Here is a 17,587-nt window from a genome sequence, read left to right on the forward strand (position 1 = left end):
GGTGATGCGGAGGACAGCTTAGTGCGGCACGTCGGCCCGGCCGTCGCCGTCGGCCTCGGCGAGGCTGTCGGTCGCGGCGACGGCGCTGTCGGCCGCCGAGCGCGCCTGCCGCGCGGTCTTGCGCAGCTTCTTGTCGCTCGCCGACCGCTCGCCGAGCGCGCCGGGGGTCCACAGCTCGACGTCCTCGTCCGAGTAGTCGGACTTCGACGGGCGGCGCTTGAGCTGGGGCAGCACCGCACCCGGTGCGAGGCGACGGGCGGTGATCAGGAAGCCCGTGTGCCCGATCATGCGGTGGTCTGGGCGGACTGCCAAGCCCTCGACGTGCCAGCCCCGGACGAGCGTCTCGGAGGCGTCGGGCTCGGTGAACTGGCCGGAGGCGCGGAGGGCCTCGGCGACGCGCGAGAGCTGGGTGGCCGTGGCGACGTAGCAGATCACGAGCCCGCCGGGCGTGAGGGCGGCGGCCGTCTCGTCGACGCATTCCCACGGGGCCAGCATGTCGAGGACGACCCGGTCGGCGGTGCCGTCGGGGACGACCGTGGCGAGCTCCTCGACGAGGTCGCCGACGGTCACCGTCCAGTTCTGCGGCTCGGCGCCGAAGAAGCTCACGACGTTGCCCTGGGCGACGTCGGCGAACTCCTGGCGGCGCTCGAACGACGCGAGGCGCCCCTCCGGCCCGATCGCGCGGAGCAGCCAGAGCGACAGGGCGCCCGACCCGACGCCGGCCTCGACGACCGTGGCGCCGGGGAAGATGTCGGCGAAGGCGACGATCTGGGCGGCGTCCTTCGGGTAGACGATGGCCGCGCCGCGGGGCATGGACATGACGAAGTCGCTCAGCAGGGGGCGGAGGGCGAGGTACTCGTCTCCGGTCGTGCTCGCGACGACCGAGCCGTCAGGGAGGCCGACGAGGTCGTCGTGGGCGATCATGCCGCGGTGCGTGTGGAACACGGCCCCGGGGGTCAGCACGACGGTGTTCATCTTGCCCTTGGGGCCGGTGAGCTGGACCTTGTCGCCCTCGAGGAACGGGCCGGACTGTCGGCGGGTGGCGCTCATGGTGGGTGCTGCTCTCTGTCGGGCCCGGATCGGGGCCGCGGTGCGGGAGGGGCGGCGCACGCGGCGCCGGGAGGTCAGGAGTCGGAGGTGTGCGCGTCGCGGGCGCGTCGGCCCGCGGCGTGCATCTCGCGCAGGTCGGCCAGGCCGACGCCGACGAGCGTGTCGCGGCGGACGTAGCCGGAGTCGTCGGCGAGCGGCGCGGCGTGCTCGACGCCCAGCGCGACGGCGCCGGCGGCCATCGCCGAGGTGAGGCCCGGGACGCTGTCCTCGATGGCGACGCAGTCGGCGACGTCCACGCCGAGCAGCTCGGCACCGCGCAGGTACGCCTCGGGGTGGGGCTTGCTGTGCTCGACCTCGTCGCCGGCCACGACGGCGTCGAACGAGTCGTCGCCGATCGCGTCGACCATGAACTGGGCCATGCGACGGATCGACATCGTGACGAGCGCGGTCGGGACGCCGGCGGCCCGCAGCTCGGCGAGGAGCTCGCGGGCTCCCGGGCGCCACGGCACGTGCTCGGCGCAGCGCGTCAGCACGTCGGTGGTCAGCCGGTCGATGATCTCGTCCGCGGGCAGGTCGACACCGTGCCGCTGGAGGACGGCGGCCGAGTGCCAGAGGCCCGAGCCGATCAGGGTGTCGCCCTCGGCCTTCGTCCAGGTGCCCCCGAAGGAGGCGACGAGGTCGACCTGGGAGTCGAACCAGTAGGGCTCGGTGTCGACGAGGGTTCCGTCCATGTCCCAGAGGACGGCGGCAGGCAGGGAGTCGGTCACGGGGCACGAGTCTACGGGAGCGGTCAGGGCCGCCGCGCTGCCGCCTCCTCGACGGTGTCGGACGGCTATCGTGGAGGGCTAGACGCCGGGGACCGTGCCCGGCTGGTGAGGATCCCGTGCCCGGTGAAGACGCAGTGCCCGACGAGACGACGACCGAGGGGTCGGCGGTGAGCGGCACGCCGTCGTTCGCGACGGGCCGCCTCCTGGTCGTGGCGTTCGAGGGCTGGAACGACGCCGGCGAGGCGGCCAGCGGCGTCGCCCGCAGCATCGTCGACACCCTCGCGCTCGAGCCGGTCGCCGAGCTCGACGGAGAGCGGTACATCGACTACCAGTTCAACCGCCCCCAGGTCGGGTACGACGACGACGGGGTCCGCGCGCTCGTCTGGCCTCGGATCCAGCTGCACGCCTCCCCCGAGGTGGCCTCGACGCCCGCCGGCGGCCCCGCGGGCGACGCCCCGGACGTCTTCGTGCTGCTCGGCGCCGAGCCCTCGCGCAGCTGGCGCGGCTTCGCGGCCGAGGTGGTCGACCTGATCGACGTGCACGACGTCTCCGCCGTCGTGTTCCTCGGCGCGATGCTCGCCGACGTGCCGCACACGCGCCCCATCTCGGTCTTCGTCAGCAGCGACAACGAGGAGGTGCGGGGCGAGCTGAGCCTGGAGCGCAGCACCTACGAGGGCCCGGTCGGCATCCTCTCCGTGCTCGGCGACGCGGTGGAGTCCGCCGGGGTCCCGACCCTGTCGATCTGGGCCCAGGTGCCGCACTACGTGCACGCCTCGCCCTCCCCCAAGGCGACCCTCGCGCTGATCGAGAAGCTCGACGAGGTCGCCGGCGTCAGCATCCCCCGGGGCGACCTCGAGGCCGAGTCCGCCGCGTGGGAGCAGGGCATCGACGCGCTCGCCTCCGACGACGACGACATGGCCGGCTACATCGAGCAGCTCGAGCAGGCGCGCGACACGGTCGACTCGCCCGAGGCGAGCGGCGAGGCCATCGCGGAGGAGTTCGAGCGCTACCTGCGGCGCAACGACGGCAAGGGCCCGGACGACCCGCGCCTGCCGCCTGCCCCCTGAGGCTGCCCACTGCGCTCGACCGCTGATGAGGGCGTGCTCCAGGTGGGGTCCGCGCGCGACGTCGGCTAGCGCCGACGCCAGGCCTGGCGGAGCGAGGTCGTGCCGCCCGTGCGGAGCAGCGACCCCTCGTAGAGGCGCGCGGCGACCAGCACCACCGCGACGGCGCCGACGACGAGCAGCGCGAGGGCCGTGAGGGGCTGCCAGACCGGGACCCCGCCCTCGAGCACCATCCGCACCGGCATCGCGACCGGTGCGCTGAACGGGACGAACGACAGCGCGGTCAGGGCCGGGCCGGGCGAGTTCACGAACACGGTCGCGAAGAACGGCAGCATCACGACGAGCTGGACCGGCGTCGTCGTCGAGCCCAGGTCCTCGATGCGCGACACGAGGGCCCCGGCGACGGCCCACATGCCCGCGAGCAGCAGGAAGCCCGCGACGAAGAACGGCACGTACCAGCCGACGGCCGCGGCCAGGGACGGCAGGAGCTCGGCAGGGAGCGCGTCGGCCCGGCCCGAGAGCGCCAGGCCCCCGAGCGCGACCGCGGCGAGGACGGCCGTCTGGGCGATCACCAGGACGGCCGCGCCGACGACCTTGCCCGCGAGCAGCGTGCGCACCGGGACCGCGGCGACGAGGATCTCGACGACGCGGGTCTGTTTCTCCTCCACCACGCTCTGCGCGATGCTGAGGCCGAAGAGCAGCGACGTCGTCATGAAGAGGACCCCGAAGGCGAGCGGCGCGAAGACGGCGACCAGCGGGTCGGCGTCGGCGGGCTCGAGCAGCTCGACCGGCGACGCCTCGCTGACGCCCAGCACGAGCACCGACGAGACGGACTCGAGGGCCACGACGCGGAGCCCGGTCGGCGAGTCTGCATCCGGCAGCACGGCGGCGTCGACGTCGCCCGAGCGGACCGCCGCCGTCGCCTCGTCGTCCGACGAGGTCGTGACGGCCTCCGCGCCGGTCGCCTCGACGACGGCCGCGGTGCGCGCGTCGAGGACCGCCACGCGGTCGGGGCCGCCCGCGAGCAGGGCCGGCACGACGAGTGCGGCGCCGATGAGGACGAGCATGACGACGCCGCTGACGATGAACGCGCGATCGCGCAGCTTGACCGCCATCTCGCGTCGGGCGACGACCCAGAGGAGCCCGCGAGCACCGGGGCGCTCGGCGGCCCGGTCGGCGACAGGGGGGTCGGGCGTCATCGGACGACCTCCTCGAAGATCTCGGCGAGCCGGGGCAGGACGGGGTGGAACGAGCGCACCGGCCCGTGCCGGAGCCCCGCCGCGAGCACGGCCTGGTCCTCCGTCCCGGCCGCGAGCTCGACGAGCGCCACGGGGCCGTCGAGCTCGACGACCGTCACCCCCGGCTGGTCGCGCAGCCAGCCCGCGTCGTCGTCGACGACGATGCGCCAGCGAGCCCGCGCGAACCGTGCCTGCAGCTCGTGCCTCGGCCCGGCCGCCCGGACGGTCCCGTCCGCGATCACGACCAGGTCGTCGCACAGACGCTCGACGACGTCCAGCTGGTGGCTCGAGAACAGCACGGGCACCCCCGTCGACGCCCGTTCACGGAGCACCGCGAGGACGACGTCGACAGCGATCGGGTCGAGGCCGGAGAAGGGCTCGTCGAGGACCAGCATCCGTGGCTCGTGGACGAGGGCCGCCGCGATCTGGACCCGCTGCTGGTTGCCGAGCGAGAGGCTGTCGAGCTCGTCCCGTGCCCGGTCGACCAGGCCGAGACGGTCCAGCACCTCGAGCGAGCGGCGTCTCGCCGCGGCTCGGCCGACGCCGTGCAGCCTGGCGAGGTAGACGAGCTGGTCGACGACGGTCATCTTCGGGTACAGGCCACGCTCCTCCGGCATGTAGCCGAAGCTGCGGCGCACCTCGTCGCCGAGCAGGGACCCGTCCCACCGGACCTCGCCCGAGTCGGCGGCGAGCACGCCGAGGACGATGCGCATCGTCGTGGTCTTGCCCGCGCCGTTGGCCCCGACGAAGCCGGTCAGACGTCCGTCGGCGACGTCGAACGAGACGTCGTCGAGCGCGGTCCGGCCGCCGAACGACCGTCGGACGTGGTCGAGCTGGAGCACGGGCCCTCCCTCCGGGCGGCACCGGGCTGCCCTGTGGCGTCGGCCGGGGCCGGCCGTCGCCCCCAGCGTAGGAGGCGGCGGGGACCCGGTGCGTCCCACGGGCGGCGGAGTCGGCGCCCTAGCGGGGTCCGTCGCCGGGGACGACGACCCCGTTCTCGTAGGCGAAGACGACGGCGGCCGTGCGGTCGCGCAGCCCGAGTTTCGTGAGCACGTTGGACACGTGCGTCTTGACGGTCGCCTCGCCGAGGAACAGGTCTCGCGCGATCTCGGCGTTCGAGCAGCCCGTGGCCATGCGGTCGAGCACCTCGCGCTCGCGGTCGGTGAGCGCGGCGAGCCGGGGGCTCGGCACGATCACGGGCACGACGGCCTCGGCGAGGGCGGCCGCGACGACCCGGCGGGTCAGCTCGGGGGCGAGCAAGGCGTCGCCGCGGTGCACGACGGCGATCGCCTCGATCAGCTCCTCCGGGCTGGACGTCTTGAGCAGGAAGCCGCTGGCCCCGGCACGGAGCGCACGGAACAGGTACTCGCCGCGGCCGAAGGTCGTGAGCACCAGCACGGCCGGGCCGCCGGGCGCCGCGGCCTCGAGGAGGCGACGCGTCGCCTCCAGGCCGTCGATGCCGGGCATCTCGACGTCCATCACGATCACGTCCGGAGACGTCGAGGCGGCCAGCGCCACGGCCTCGAGGCCGTCCCTGGCCTCGCCCACGACGACGACGTCGGGAGCGGTCTCGAGGATGATCCGGAAGCCGGCGCGGACGAGGTCCTGGTCGTCGGCGAGGAGGACCCTGATCGGGCGCATGGCGTCGGCGTCGGGAGCGTCGGGCGCAGGGGCGTCGGCGGTCATCGTGCGGGTGCCTCTCGAGAGCGGGGAAGGGCGGGGTCCTCGGAGGCGGCGACGGTGGCCGTGCGGACGGCGGGCAGCACGGCGCGCACCCGGTAGCCGCCCTTGGCGTGCGGGCCGACGTGCAGCTCGCCGCCGTGCAGGTCGACCCGCTCGCGCATCCCACGCTGGCCGAGGCCCGAACCGGCCGAGCCGTGCTGCTGCGTCGACGAGGAGGCGGCTCCGCCCACCCCGTCGTCGGTCACCTCGACCTCCACGGCGCGGTCGCGGAACCGCAGGCGGACGTCGGCGACACCGGCCGAGGCGTGCTTGAGGGTGTTGGTCAGCGCCTCCTGGACGACCCGGAACAGGGTGACCCCGACGCTGTCGGGCACGTCGAAGCGCTCGCCGTGGGTGCTGAACCGGACGTCGAGTCCGAGTCGGCGGGTGTCGGCCACGAGCTGCGGGAGGGCGGCGAGCCCGGTCGGGCCGTCGTGCCGGGTGTCGTCCTGGGCGCGCAGCACGGTGAGCAGCCGTTCCAGCTCGTCGATGGCGGTGCGTGCTGTGGACTCGACCGCGCCGAGCGCGCCGCTCGCGATCTCGGGCTGGTGGAGCGTTCGTCGCGCCGCACCTGCCTGGATGGCGATCACGGCGACGTGGTGCGCGACGACGTCGTGCAGCTCGCGGGCGATGCGTGCGCGCTCCTCGCCGATCGCGCGGTCGGCCACGAGCTCCTGGGCGGCGCGGAGGTCGACCCCGGCACGCTCGAGGGCACGGAGGCGGGCGGCGGAGACCCGGGACGACCGGCCGAACCAGACGGCCGACACGAAGAAGAGCAGGTTGAGGACGAACGAGTACACGACGCCGGCGACGGTCGACGAGAGGAGCGGGTCGCCCTGCTGCAGGGGGCCGAGGACGGCGACGCCGAACCAGCCGAGGACGGCGACCGTCACGACCGCGCTGCCGACCAGTGCCGCCCGCCGCGAGCGGGCCCACGCGTTGGCCGTGTAGACGACGAGGAACTCGACGATGGACGGCGCCGTGGAGTCGGGGTAGCCACGCAGCTGGCTGAGGACGAGGACGGCGCTGACCACGACCATGACGGCGACCGGGGCGCGTCTGCGCAGCGCGGTCGGCGCGCAGAGGGCGACGAGCCAGGCGATCGCCTCGAGAGGCGTCGCCGTGCTGACGTCGGAGTCCTCGACGGCGACCCATGCGAGCCACCAGGTCACCAGCCCGAGGCCGAGGAGGGCCGCGGCGAGCCAGACGTCGGCCTTGGCCTGTCGTCGGGTGAGGGGGCCGGGGCGCCAGACGGTCTCGTCCCCGTCGGCGGGGCAGACGGGGACAGACATCCCGGTCAGTATATCAGCGACCGTGTGTCGCGAGCTTCCGTCACGGATGCCTGCCGGGCCGGAGATCGGCGACGCCGCGCCCGGCCCCGGGCAGGCACCTGTCAGCGTCGGAGGTCGATCCCCAGGAGGGCGGCCACCGCGTCGACGTCGACGGCCGTCGCGGGTCGACCGGCCGAGACGTGGTCGTCGACGGCCCGGATCGCCCGAGGCGTGTCGAGGTCGTCGGCGAGGGCGGCCCGCAGGAGCGCGAGCAGCGGGGTCGTCCCGGCCCCCGCCTCCTGCGGCCCGACGCCGTGCGCCCAGGCCGTCCACCGCTCGAGACGCGACTCGGACTCGGCGAGGTCGTCGTCGAGCCACTCCCAGTCGGAGCGCCAGTGGTGCGCGGTGATCGCGAGGCGGACGGCTCGGGCGTCCCGGCCCGCGGAGACGAGCTCGCTCACCTTGACGAGGTTGCCGAGGGACTTGCTCATCTTCTCGCCCTGGTAGGCGACCATCCCGCTGTGGGCCCACTGGCGGGCCGACGGCTCGCCGGTGATCGACGTCGCGTGGGCGGTGCTCATCTCGTGGTGCGGGAAGACGAGGTCGCTGCCGCCCCCGGCCACCGTGGCCGTCGCGCCGAGGTGCTGCTCGGCGATGACGGTGCACTCGATGTGCCAGCCGGGTCGGCCCGGGCCCACCGACGACGGCCAGGACGGCTCGTCGGCACGGGCCGCACGCCAGAGCAACGGGTCGAGCGGGTCGCGCTTGCCGGCGCGATCGGGGTCTCCCCCGCGCTCGGCGAAGAAGCGGGCCATCGTCGGCGCGTCGTAGCGGCTCTCGAGGCCGAGGTGCCAGGACGTGTCGCGCTCGGCGCCCCGGACGTCGAAGTAGACGTCGTCGCCGGCCTCGGAGCCCGGGGTCTCGACCCGGTAGGCGACGCCCGAGTCGATCAGGCCCGCGACGGCGTCCGCCACGTCGCCCACGACGTCGGTCACCGCGACGTAGTGCTCCGGCGGGACGACGGCGAGGTGCTCCATGTCCGAGCGGAAGAGATCGGTCTGCGACGCGGCGAGGGCCCGCCAGTCGACGCCCGTCGCCGTGGCGCGCTCGAGCAGCGGGTCGTCGACGTCGGTCGTGTTCTGCGCGTAGGTCACCCGGAGGCCCGCGTCGCGCCAGACGCGCACGAGCGAGTCGAAGGCGAGGTAGGTGCTCGCGTGACCGAGGTGCGTGGCGTCGTAGGGCGTGATGCCGCAGACGTACAGCGTCGCGGCACCGTCGACCGGGCGGGTCGTCACGAAGGAGGCGGTGGCCGTGTCCCACAGGACGGGCAGCGGTCCGTCTCCCGGCAGGCTCGGCACGGCCGGTGCCTTCCAGGACCTCATGCCGCCACCACGCCCGTGCCGAGCAGGACCAGCAGGACGCCGCCGAGCAGGATGCGGTACACGACGAAGGGCAGGAAGCTGCGCTTCGAGATGTAGTTCATGAAGAAGGCGATCACGACGAACCCGACGACGAAGGCCACGACCGTCGCGGCCAGGGTCTCGCCGAGCGAGTAGGGGCCAGGCTCGCTGAAGCTCTGGACCAGCTCGAAGAGACCGCTGCCGAACACCGCGGGCACGGCGAGGAGGAACGAGAACCGGGCCGCAGCGGGACGCGTGTAGCCGAGGCTGAGCGCGGCGGTCGTCGTCGCGCCCGAGCGGGAGACGCCGGGGAACAGCGCGAGCACCTGGGCGACGCCCACGGCGATGCCGTGGCCGTAGGTCATCTCGTCGAAGCGGGCCGTCTTCCTGCCGAGCCGGTCGGCGAGGCCGAGCAGCACGCCGAAGACGATCAGCACGATCGCGACGATCCAGAGCGAGCGGAAGACGGTGCGGATGTACTCCTGCGCGAAGTAGCCCACCAGCACGATCGGGACCGTGCCGATGATGACGAGCCAGCCCATCCGGACGTCGGGGTCGGTGCGAGGGATCTTCCCGGTGATCCCCTGGAACCAGCGGGTCACGATCCGCGTGATGTCGCCCCAGAAGTAGATGACCACGGCCAGCTCGGTACCGAGCTGCGTGATGGCGGTGAACGTCGCACCCGGGTCGAAGGCCGCGGCGCCGTCGGGGTCGGAGAAGAAGAGGCCGACGAGGCGCAGGTGCGCGCTCGACGAGATGGGGAGGAACTCCGTCAGGCCCTGGACGAGGCCGAGCAGGAGTGCCTGGAGGAGATGCTCCACGCGGGGTGCCCTTCTGGTGGGGGTGTCAGTAGGTCGCCAGGAGGTCCCGGAGGACGCGACTGCCAAAGGCTAGTGCGTCGAGCGGGACCCGCTCGTCGACCCCGTGGAACATCGCCGGGAAGTCCATGTCCTCCCCCAGGCGGAGCGGGGCGAAGCCGTAGCCGGCGATCCCCAGCAGGCTCAGCGCCTTGTTGTCGGTGCCGCCAGACAGCAGGTACGGCAGCACGGGCGCGCCCGGGTCGTGCCGCTGCAGGGTGTCCGTGATCGCCTCGACGAGGTCGCCGGAGAACGGCGTCTCGAGCCCGATGTCGGTGTGGACGGTCTCGATCTCGACGTCGTCGCCGACGAGCTCGCGCACCTGGGCGAGGACCGCCTCCTCCTGGCCGGGCATGCAGCGGATGTCGACCCGCGCCTCCGCGGTGTCGGGAACCACGTTGTGCTTGTAGCCCGCCGTCAGCATCGTCGGGTTCGTCGTCGTGCGGAGGGAGCCGCGGATGAAGCCCTGCGCCGTGCCCGTGTGCAGCACGAGCTCGTCCGGCGCCGTCTGCGTCACGTCGACGTCGAGGATGCGCGCGACCTCGCGGAGCAGGGCCGTCGTCGTGTCGGTCAGGGCGATCGGCCACTCCTGACGGCCGAGTGCGGCGACGGCCTCCGCGAGCCGCGTGACCGCGTTCGCCCGGATCATCTGCGAGCCGTGGCCCGCCGTGCCCCGGGTGCGGAGCGTGATCCAGATCAGCGCCTTCTCGCCCGTCTGCAGCAGGTACGAGCGACGCCCGTCGATGTAGGTCGAGTAGCCGCCCACCTCGCTGATGGCCTCGGTGGCCCCCGCGAAGAGCTCGGGGTGTTCCTTCACCAGGAAGTGCGAGCCCAGCACTCCCCCGGCCTCCTCGTCGGCGAAGAAGCCGACGACCAGGTCGCGGGCGGGGCGCTCGCCGGAGCGGATGATGTCGCCGAGCGACGTCAGCATCATCGCATCCATGTTCTTCATGTCGACGGCGCCGCGGCCCCAGAGCATGTCGTCCTTGACGACGCCCGCGAACGGGTCGACCGACCAGTTCGCCGGGTCGGCGGGCACGACGTCGAGGTGGCCGTGCACGACCAGGCCCGGCTTCGCGCTGTCGGCGCCCTCGACCCGGGCGACGACGCTGACGCGCCCCGGCTCGGACTCGAAGAGCTGAGGCTCGAGGTCGAGGGCCCGCAGGGCCTCGGCGACGTACTCGGCGGCGTCGGCCTCGCCCTCGGACCGGCCGCCGCCGTAGTTGGAGGTGTCGAAGCGGATCAGGTCGCGCGCGATGACGGCCGTCTCGTCGAGGTCGTGGTGGTCCGGCTGCGATGCGCTCGTCGTCATGTCGTCCACGGTACCCGGCGACCGCCTCCTGCCCGTGGTCAGGAGCGCCTCCGTGGCCGTGCTAGTGTTTCGTGGTCGGCTTCGGCAGGCACCATCCAGTCCGGGTGGCGGAAATGGCAGACGCGCTAGCTTGAGGTGCTAGTGCCCGTATAGGGCGTGGGGGTTCAAGTCCCCCCTCGGACACCGGTCGCAAGATCGAGACATTGGTTGAGACAGTGTCAGGACAAAGGCCCCGCTTCGGCGGGGCCTTTCTTCTTGCCGCCGCCGGCGCGCCGTAGGGTCGGCTCATGTCGCTCCTCATGGCCGCCACACGCTCGCTGCTGTACCTGTTCCCCCGCACGACGCGCAGCGAGGAGAGCGTGCGGCGTGAGATGGCGAAGCGCGGCCCGGAGGCGGCGCCGTTCCCCCGGGGGCTGCACCGCGTCGCCGTCGTGACCGAGACGACCGTCGAGGGGCAGCGCGTCGTCCGGATCACCCCGCGCCGGGGCGCGACCGGGGCACATCTGATCTGGACGTGCGGCGGTGCGTACGTGTACCCGGCGCTGCGCACCCACTGGGCCCTCCTCGCCCGGCTGGTCCGCGCCTCCGGAGTGACGGTCACCGTCCCGCTGTACGGGCTCGCGCCCGAGCACGACGTCGACGACGCGGTGCGGCTGCTCGACGCCGTGCACGACGGCCTCCGCGACGAGGGGGCCGACGTCGTGCACCTCGGCGGCGACTCGGCTGGCGGCGCGCTCGCCCTCGCCCAGGCGATGCGGCACCGCGACACGGGCCGGCCCGCCGCCTCCTCGGTGCTGCTGGTGTCGCCCTGGCTCGACGCGACCCTGAGCGATCCCGAGGTGCCGTGGCTCGCCGACCTCGACCCCATGCTCGGGCGGGGCGGCCTCGTCGTCGCCGGGGCCTGGTGGGCCGGCGACCGTGACCGTCGAGACCCGCTCGTCAGCCCGCTGTTCGGCGACCTGGCCGGGCTCCCGCCCGTGTTCACGTACCAGGGCGACCGCGACCTGTTCGTCGCCGACGCGAAAGAGCTGGCACGGCGACTCGCCCGGGTCGACGGACGCGGCGAGCTCCGCGTGTACCGCGGAGCGTTCCACGTCTTCGTCGGCGCGCCGTGGACGAGGGAGGCGCGGCGAGCGACCGCGCTCCTGGCCGGCGTGCTACGAGGCCGGCCCTGACCTCCAGGTGCCGGCCCGCGCCTCCGTCCGGCCCGGGATCGGCCTAGTCTCGGCGGCGACGAGAGACGGCCCGCACGAGCGCAGGCCGGACGAGAGGGAGAACACCATGGAGCACACCAGACTCGGCACGAGCGGCCTGCGGGTCTCGACCGTCATCCTCGGCTGCATGAGCTTCGGCGTGCCGGACAGGGGAGCCCACGAGTGGACCCTCGACGAGGAGGCCTCGCGGCCCTTCATCCGCCGGGCCCTCGAGCAGGGCATCACGACGTTCGACACCGCCGACGTCTACAGCGACGGCACGAGCGAGGAGATCGTCGGCCGCGCGCTCGCCGACTTCGCGCGACGGGACGAGGTCGTCATCGCCACCAAGGTCAACGGCCGGATGCACGACGGTCCGAACGGTGCCGGGCTCTCGCGGGCCCACGTCATGAGCGCGATCGACGACAGCCTGCGCCGCCTCGGCACCGACCACGTCGACCTCTACCAGATCCACCGCTGGGACCCGGAGACGCCGATCGAGGAGACGATGGAGGCGCTGCACGACGTCGTGCGCTCCGGCAAGGCGCGGTACATCGGCGCGTCGAGCATGTGGGCGTGGCAGTTCGCGAAGGCGCAGCACGCGGCCGACCTCGGCGGCTGGACCCGCTTCGTCTCGATGCAGGACCAGTACAGCCTGGTGCAGCGCGAGGAGGAGCGGGAGATGCACCCGCTCTGCCTCGACCAGGGCGTCGGCGTGGTCCCCTGGTCGCCGCTCGCCCGCGGCAAGCTGACCCGCGACTGGGACGCCACGACCGCGCGGACCGAGACGGACCGCTTCGGGCAGACCCTCTACAAGCAGCAGGAGGAGGGCGACCGTCGCGTCGCCGCGGCAGTCGCCGAGGTGGCCGAGGAGCGCGGAGTCTCGCGCGCGCAGATCGCCCTGGCGTGGGTGCGCCAGCAGGAGGTCGTCTCGGCGCCGATCGTCGGCGCGACGAAGATGCAGCACCTGGACGACGCCGTCGCCTCCGCCGACCTCTGGCTGACGGACGACGAGCTCGACCGGCTCGAGACGCCCTACGTCACCCGGGAGAACGAGGGGTTCTGACCCACGGGGCGCGGCGTCCGTCTACTGTGAGCCGCACGGGCGGCGAGGACGCCGACCGCCACGACGAACACGGAGGCACCCCATGGGCACCGAGCACCACGGCACCGACGAGCAGCACGAGCACACCGAGCACACCAGCACCGAGCACCACGAACACCACGAGGGCCACGTCGACGGCGACACGCACGTCTCGCACGAAAGCACGACGTCGAGCGAGTCCGACGGTTCGTACGTCGACAGCGACATCCCGGAGGACGGCGGCACGACCGCCGGCCCGCACGACGGCGAGGCCGACGGCTCGTACACCGACTCGGACGTCCCCTCCGACCGCTGACGCAGCCTGGTCGCACTCCCCCCGCACGACGCCCCGCGCCTCCTCGAGGCCGGGGCGTCGTCGTGCGCGCGGGCTTCGAGCCGCCCGGTCGTGGTCGCGGCCGGGCATGGCCGAGCCCGGCCCGGCGGCTCGCCCCTCGTGCTGCCCGCAGAGTACGGTCGTCGCAGGGAGGAACACATCCATGACACAGCGAATCATCATCCTCGGCGGGGGTTCCGCCGGGCTCACCGCCGCACTCGAGCTCCAGAAGCGTCGTCCGCCGCAGAGCGCCAGCATCACGCTGGTCGACCAGTCGCCGTACTACACGTACCAGCCGTTCCTGCCGGAGGTCGCGGGCGGGCACATCGCCCCGCGCGACGTGACCGTGCAGCTCCGGAAGGCACTGCGCAAGACGTCCGTGATCGAGGCCGGGGTCACGGGCCTCGACTCCGCCGCGAAGAAGGTCACCGTCACCACGGCCGACGGCCGTGACCAGGTGCTGGCCTACGACCAGCTCGTCGTCGCCCTCGGCGCCGTCACGCGCACCTTCCCGACGCCCGGCCTCGCCGAGAACGGCGTCGGCTTCAAGAGCGTGGAGGAGGCGCAGTACGTCCGCGACCGCATCCTCGGCAACATCTCCGAGGCCGCGTCGGTCACCGACGCCGCCACGCGTCGCAAGCTGCTCACCGTGGTCTTCGTCGGCGGCGGCTACACCGGCGTCGAGGCGATGGCCGAGCTGGACGACGCCGCCAAGGCGGCCGTCGACCAGTTCCCGAGCCTGTCCCGCGACGAGCTGCGGTTCGTCCTCGTCGAGGCGCTCGACCGCGTCGCGCCCGAGGTCGGCCCCGAGCTCTCGAAGTGGACCCTGGGCCACCTGCGCGGCCGCGGCATCGACGTGCGCCTCGGCACCACGATGCCCTCGTGCGTCGACGGCGACGTCGTCCTCAGCGACGGCGAGACGATCCCCGCCGGCACCATCGTGTGGACGGCGGGCGTCAAGCCCAACCCGGTGGTCGCCGACCTCGGCCTGCCGCTCGGCCCGAAGGGCCACGTCAACGTCAGCGCCACCCTGCAGGTCGAGACCGAGCAGGGCGAGAAGCTCGACGGCGTCTGGGCGCTGGGCGACGTCGCGCAGGTGCCGAACCTGCTCGCCGAGAAGCAGCCCGCCTACTACCCGCCGAACGCACAGAACGCCGTCCGCCAGGCCGTGACGGTCGCGGACAACGTGATCGCGGCGCTCTCGGGCGCCCCGGCCTCCGAGTACCGTCACGAGTCGCTCGGCACGGTCGCGAGCTACGGCATCGGCAAGGGCGCGGGCGTGCTCAAGGGCGTGTCCGTCACGAACGTGCCGGCCTGGCTCGCCCACCGCGGGTACCACCTGTACGCGATGCCCACGCTGAACCGCAAGTGGCGCATCCTCACCGGCTGGATCACGAACTTCTTCGGCGGCCGTGACCAGACGCCGCTCGTCGGCCTGAAGGACCCGCGTGCCGGGTTCCTCAAGGTGACGCCGGTCGTCCAGCCCAAGTCGGACCCCGCGACCGAGTCGAAGAGCGCGGCGAAGCCCGCGACGAAGACCGGCGCCGCGAAGAAGTAGCGCGACCGTCAGAGCGCAGGAGGCGCGTCCCGGGTGACCGGGGCGCGCCTCCTTCGTCGTCAGCAGTCGCCGCGACCGTGTCGCCCCTCGTGCACGGTGTCGCCGGACCGTCTGCGGCCGCGCCGTCGGTTCGTGTAGCCTCACGAGCACTGAGGTAAAAGGCGTCGCGCTCTGCGACGCACCCGCACGCGGCATCGAACGAGTCGCCACTTCTTCCCAGAAGGAGTGCGCCCCCGTGTCCCCCAGTACCTCTCTCTCCCGCGGTCGGCTGCGCGCCGGCGACGCGCCTCCCCGGTTGTCCGACGCGTGGATCGCCCTGGCCGGGTTGTCCGCGGTGTTCCTGTTCGAGATGCTCGACACCTCGGTCCTCAACGTCGCCCTGCCGACGATCGGCCGCGAGCTGGGCTCCTCGACGACGGGCCTGCAGTGGGTGTCGGGCGCCTACGCGGTCGCCTTCGGCGGGCTCATGCTGCTCTTCGGCGCCGTCGCCGACCGGGTGGGGCGCCGCCGTGTCATGCTCGCGGGCCTCGCGCTGTTGGCCGTGGCGAGCCTCGCGATCGTGGCGGTCACGACGACCGAGCAGCTCATCGCCGTCCGGGTGCTGACGGGCGTCGCCGCGGCGATGACCACCCCCGGGTCGATGGCGCTGGCGTTCCGGCTCTTCGACGACGAGGGCCTCCGCGTCCGGGCCCTGACGGTGATCTCGACCGCGGGGCTCGTCGGCCTCGCCGTCGGCCCGACCGTCGGCGGGTTCGTGCTCGCCGTCGCCCCGTGGCAGGTGCTGCTGCTGGCCGACGTGCCGATCGCGGTGCTGGCGTTCGTCGGCATCCGGTGCGGCGTCGCTCGGGACGATGCCGCGGGGGTGCGGCCAGACCCGGTCGACGTGGGCGGGGCGCTGATCGGCACCGCGACCGTGACCGGACTGCTCGTCACGCCGACCGTCCTCGTCGGGCCGGCCACCGCCTCCTCGTGGGGGTGGGCCGCCGTCGTGCTGACCGTCGCGTGCGGGGCCGGGTTCGTCGTGCGCCTGCGGACGGCGCGGCACCCGGTGGTCGACCTGCACCTGCTCGCCCGCCCCCTGGTGTCGAGCGGCCTCGCGTTCAAGGCCGCGTCGGGCCTCGCCGTCGCCGGGCTGTCGTACCTCGTGACGCTGCAGCTGCAGTTCGCCTGGGGCTGGCCTCCGGCCCTCGCCGCCGTCGGCACGCTGCCGCAGGTCGTCGTGCTCCTGGCCGGGGGTCGCCTCGTGGGGCCGTTCGTGCAGCGGGTCGGCCTCGGCCGGGCGGCGTGGGTCAGCGCGGCCGCGGTCGTGTCCGGCCTCGCGGTCTTCGGTGCCCTGAGCCGTCACGGCTACGTCTGGGTGCTCCTCGCTCTCGTGCTCGTCGCCGCGGGCATGCGCGTCGTCGGCGTCGTGGCCGGAGCCTCCGTGCTGACGGGGCTGCCGTCGGACCGCACCTCGGTGGGCGCCGCCCTCGTCGACACCTCGAGCGAGCTCGCAGGAGGTGCGGCGGTCGCCGCGGCCGGGACGATCGTCGCCGCGATGGTCACCGGGAGCATCGCGACGAGCACCTGGACGGCCGCGCGCTTCGAGACGTTCCAGGACGCGCTGACGGTGGCCGGCCTCGGCCTCGCCGCCGTCGCCGCAGTTCTCGTCGTGGTCGGGATGCTCCGGGCACGAACCGCCGACCTGGCCCCCAGCACCACTGCACCTGCCCCCTCGACCACTTCCACCCCCACCACCCAGGAGCCCTCTCGTGCCTGACACCACCGCCCTGCCCCGCCCCCCGTTCGACCCCGAGTTCGGGCCGTTCCTGGAGGCGATGGACGCCCGTGGCCGTTTCCGCCTCGAAGCCGAGATGCTGCCGCGGATGCGACAGCTGGACATGACGGAGGCGCAGCTCGACGAAGGACTGCGCGCCCGCGGCCTCGAGAGGCGCAGCATCACCGTCCCCGGGCACCTCGGCGACCCGATCGCCCTCGCGGTCGTGCAGCGCATCGGCCGAACCGGGACCGCGGCCTGCGCCTACGCGATCCACGGCGGCGGCATGATGTTCGGCCACCACCTCGGCAACCTCGACTCGTACGACGACTGGCTGTTCGTGCACGACGTCGTCCTGGTCAGCCCCGACTACCGTCTCGCCCCGGAGCACCCCGACCCGTACCCGGTCGAGGACTGCTACGCCGGCCTCGTCTGGGTCGCCGAGCACGCCGACGAACTCGGCGTCGACCCGGGGCGGGTCATCGTGGTCGGCCAGAGCGCCGGGGCCGGACTCGCCGCCGGCACGGCGCTCCTCGCCCGCGACCGACAGGGGCCGGCCCTCGTCGGGCAGGTGCTCGTGAGCCCCATGCTCGACGATCGCGACGCCACCCTCTCCGCCCGTCAGTACGACGGCGTGGGCGTCGCCGACCGAGAGATGACCCGGTTCGGCTGGGACGCCTACCTCGGCGACCGTCGCGGCGGTGACGACGTGTCGATCTACGCCGCTCCCGGCCGCGCGACCGACCTCGCGGGCCTTCCGCCGGCGTACGTCGACTGCGGCAGCGCCGAGGTGTTCCGCGACGAGACCGTCACCTGGGCCAGCGCACTCTGGGCGGCCGGCGTGCAGGCGGAGCTACACGTGTGGCCGGGGGCGTTCCACGGGTCGACGAGCATGATGCCGGGGGCGACCCTGTCGCGCCGGGCCGTCACCGCCCTGCGCGAGTGGACCGGGCGCCTCCTCGACCCCACACCCTGACGCCA

General features: G+C 73.5%; 16 protein-coding genes and 1 tRNA gene. 8 read left to right on the forward strand and 9 right to left on the reverse strand.

Translation table 11 applies throughout. The annotated features are described in order from the left end of the window. Nucleotides 1-18 precede the first annotated feature (18 nt). Together IFT77_RS01080 and IFT77_RS01085 are read right to left on the reverse strand one after the other, a co-directional pair. Nucleotides 19-1,050: a tRNA (adenine-N1)-methyltransferase gene (locus IFT77_RS01080; protein ID WP_192041614.1), complete on the reverse strand. Its 1,032-nt coding sequence runs from the start codon at nucleotides 1,048-1,050 to the stop codon at nucleotides 19-21. A 74-nt stretch (nucleotides 1,051-1,124) separates the two neighbouring features. Further along, nucleotides 1,125-1,817: an HAD-IA family hydrolase gene (locus IFT77_RS01085; protein WP_192041615.1), complete on the reverse strand. Its 693-nt coding sequence runs from the start codon at nucleotides 1,815-1,817 to the stop codon at nucleotides 1,125-1,127. A gap of 167 nt (nucleotides 1,818-1,984) precedes the next feature. Between IFT77_RS01085 and IFT77_RS01090 the strand changes: the two genes are divergently transcribed. Then, nucleotides 1,985-2,884: a proteasome assembly chaperone family protein gene (locus IFT77_RS01090; protein ID WP_133738066.1), complete on the forward strand. Its 900-nt coding sequence runs from the start codon at nucleotides 1,985-1,987 to the stop codon at nucleotides 2,882-2,884. A gap of 65 nt (nucleotides 2,885-2,949) precedes the next feature. Here the strand turns inward: IFT77_RS01090 and IFT77_RS01095 are convergent, their stop codons facing one another. From IFT77_RS01095 to IFT77_RS01125, 7 genes are all read right to left on the reverse strand, one after another. Next, the gene (locus IFT77_RS01095) at nucleotides 2,950-4,080 is read right to left on the reverse strand and encodes an ABC transporter permease (RefSeq protein ID WP_192169023.1); all 1,131 of its coding nucleotides are present in this window, start codon (nucleotides 4,078-4,080) and stop codon (nucleotides 2,950-2,952) included. Beyond that, entirely contained in the window at nucleotides 4,077-4,961 is an 885-nt protein-coding gene (locus IFT77_RS01100; RefSeq protein ID WP_192169024.1) for an ATP-binding cassette domain-containing protein, read from the reverse strand. Before IFT77_RS01100 ends, IFT77_RS01095 begins: the two co-directional genes overlap by 4 nt. A gap of 118 nt (nucleotides 4,962-5,079) precedes the next feature. Next, nucleotides 5,080-5,805: a response regulator transcription factor gene (locus IFT77_RS01105; protein WP_197980380.1), complete on the reverse strand. Its 726-nt coding sequence runs from the start codon at nucleotides 5,803-5,805 to the stop codon at nucleotides 5,080-5,082. Continuing rightward, complete coding sequence (locus IFT77_RS01110; RefSeq protein WP_192169025.1) at nucleotides 5,802-7,133, reverse strand: sensor histidine kinase; 1,332 nt, start codon at nucleotides 7,131-7,133, stop codon at nucleotides 5,802-5,804. Before IFT77_RS01110 ends, IFT77_RS01105 begins: the two co-directional genes overlap by 4 nt. 101 nt (nucleotides 7,134-7,234) lie before the next feature. Continuing rightward, the gene (gene mshC, locus IFT77_RS01115) at nucleotides 7,235-8,494 is read right to left on the reverse strand and encodes a cysteine--1-D-myo-inosityl 2-amino-2-deoxy-alpha-D-glucopyranoside ligase (protein ID WP_192169026.1); all 1,260 of its coding nucleotides are present in this window, start codon (nucleotides 8,492-8,494) and stop codon (nucleotides 7,235-7,237) included. Next, the gene (locus IFT77_RS01120; protein ID WP_192169027.1) at nucleotides 8,491-9,333 is read right to left on the reverse strand and encodes an undecaprenyl-diphosphate phosphatase; all 843 of its coding nucleotides are present in this window, start codon (nucleotides 9,331-9,333) and stop codon (nucleotides 8,491-8,493) included. Before IFT77_RS01120 ends, mshC begins: the two co-directional genes overlap by 4 nt. Nucleotides 9,334-9,358: 25 nt before the next feature. Further along, on the reverse strand, nucleotides 9,359-10,681 hold the full coding sequence (locus IFT77_RS01125; protein ID WP_192169028.1) for a M20/M25/M40 family metallo-hydrolase: 1,323 nt from the start codon (nucleotides 10,679-10,681) through the stop codon (nucleotides 9,359-9,361). Nucleotides 10,682-10,779: 98 nt separating this feature from the next. Here IFT77_RS01125 and IFT77_RS01130 point away from each other — a divergent pair. The 7 genes from IFT77_RS01130 to IFT77_RS01160 all read left to right on the forward strand — a co-directional run bounded on the left by IFT77_RS01130 (nucleotide 10,780) and on the right by IFT77_RS01160 (nucleotide 17,582). Further along, a tRNA-Leu gene (locus IFT77_RS01130) sits at nucleotides 10,780-10,864 on the forward strand. A gap of 104 nt (nucleotides 10,865-10,968) precedes the next feature. Continuing rightward, a complete protein-coding gene (locus tag IFT77_RS01135) occupies nucleotides 10,969-11,856 on the forward strand; it encodes an alpha/beta hydrolase fold domain-containing protein (RefSeq protein WP_192169029.1) in 888 nt (295 codons plus the stop codon). 106 nt (nucleotides 11,857-11,962) lie between these two features. Then, nucleotides 11,963-12,940, forward strand: a complete 978-nt coding sequence (locus tag IFT77_RS01140; protein WP_192169030.1) for an aldo/keto reductase — start codon at nucleotides 11,963-11,965, stop codon at nucleotides 12,938-12,940. 82 nt (nucleotides 12,941-13,022) lie between these two features. Beyond that, nucleotides 13,023-13,274 carry a hypothetical protein gene (locus IFT77_RS01145; RefSeq protein WP_192169031.1) on the forward strand — a complete coding sequence of 84 codons (252 nt, stop codon included), beginning with the start codon at nucleotides 13,023-13,025 and terminating at the stop codon, nucleotides 13,272-13,274. Nucleotides 13,275-13,455: 181 nt separating this feature from the next. Continuing rightward, complete coding sequence (locus IFT77_RS01150) at nucleotides 13,456-14,850, forward strand: NAD(P)/FAD-dependent oxidoreductase (protein ID WP_192041625.1); 1,395 nt, start codon at nucleotides 13,456-13,458, stop codon at nucleotides 14,848-14,850. 235 nt (nucleotides 14,851-15,085) lie between these two features. Continuing rightward, the gene (locus IFT77_RS01155) at nucleotides 15,086-16,609 is read left to right on the forward strand and encodes an MFS transporter (RefSeq protein ID WP_371740861.1); all 1,524 of its coding nucleotides are present in this window, start codon (nucleotides 15,086-15,088) and stop codon (nucleotides 16,607-16,609) included. After that, complete coding sequence (locus IFT77_RS01160; RefSeq protein WP_371740862.1) at nucleotides 16,602-17,582, forward strand: alpha/beta hydrolase; 981 nt, start codon at nucleotides 16,602-16,604, stop codon at nucleotides 17,580-17,582. Before IFT77_RS01155 ends, IFT77_RS01160 begins: the two co-directional genes overlap by 8 nt. The last annotated feature ends 5 nt before the right edge of the window (nucleotides 17,583-17,587 follow it).

The organism is Frigoribacterium sp. CFBP 13729, assembly GCF_014841875.1.
Classification (GTDB): domain Bacteria; phylum Actinomycetota; class Actinomycetes; order Actinomycetales; family Microbacteriaceae; genus Frigoribacterium.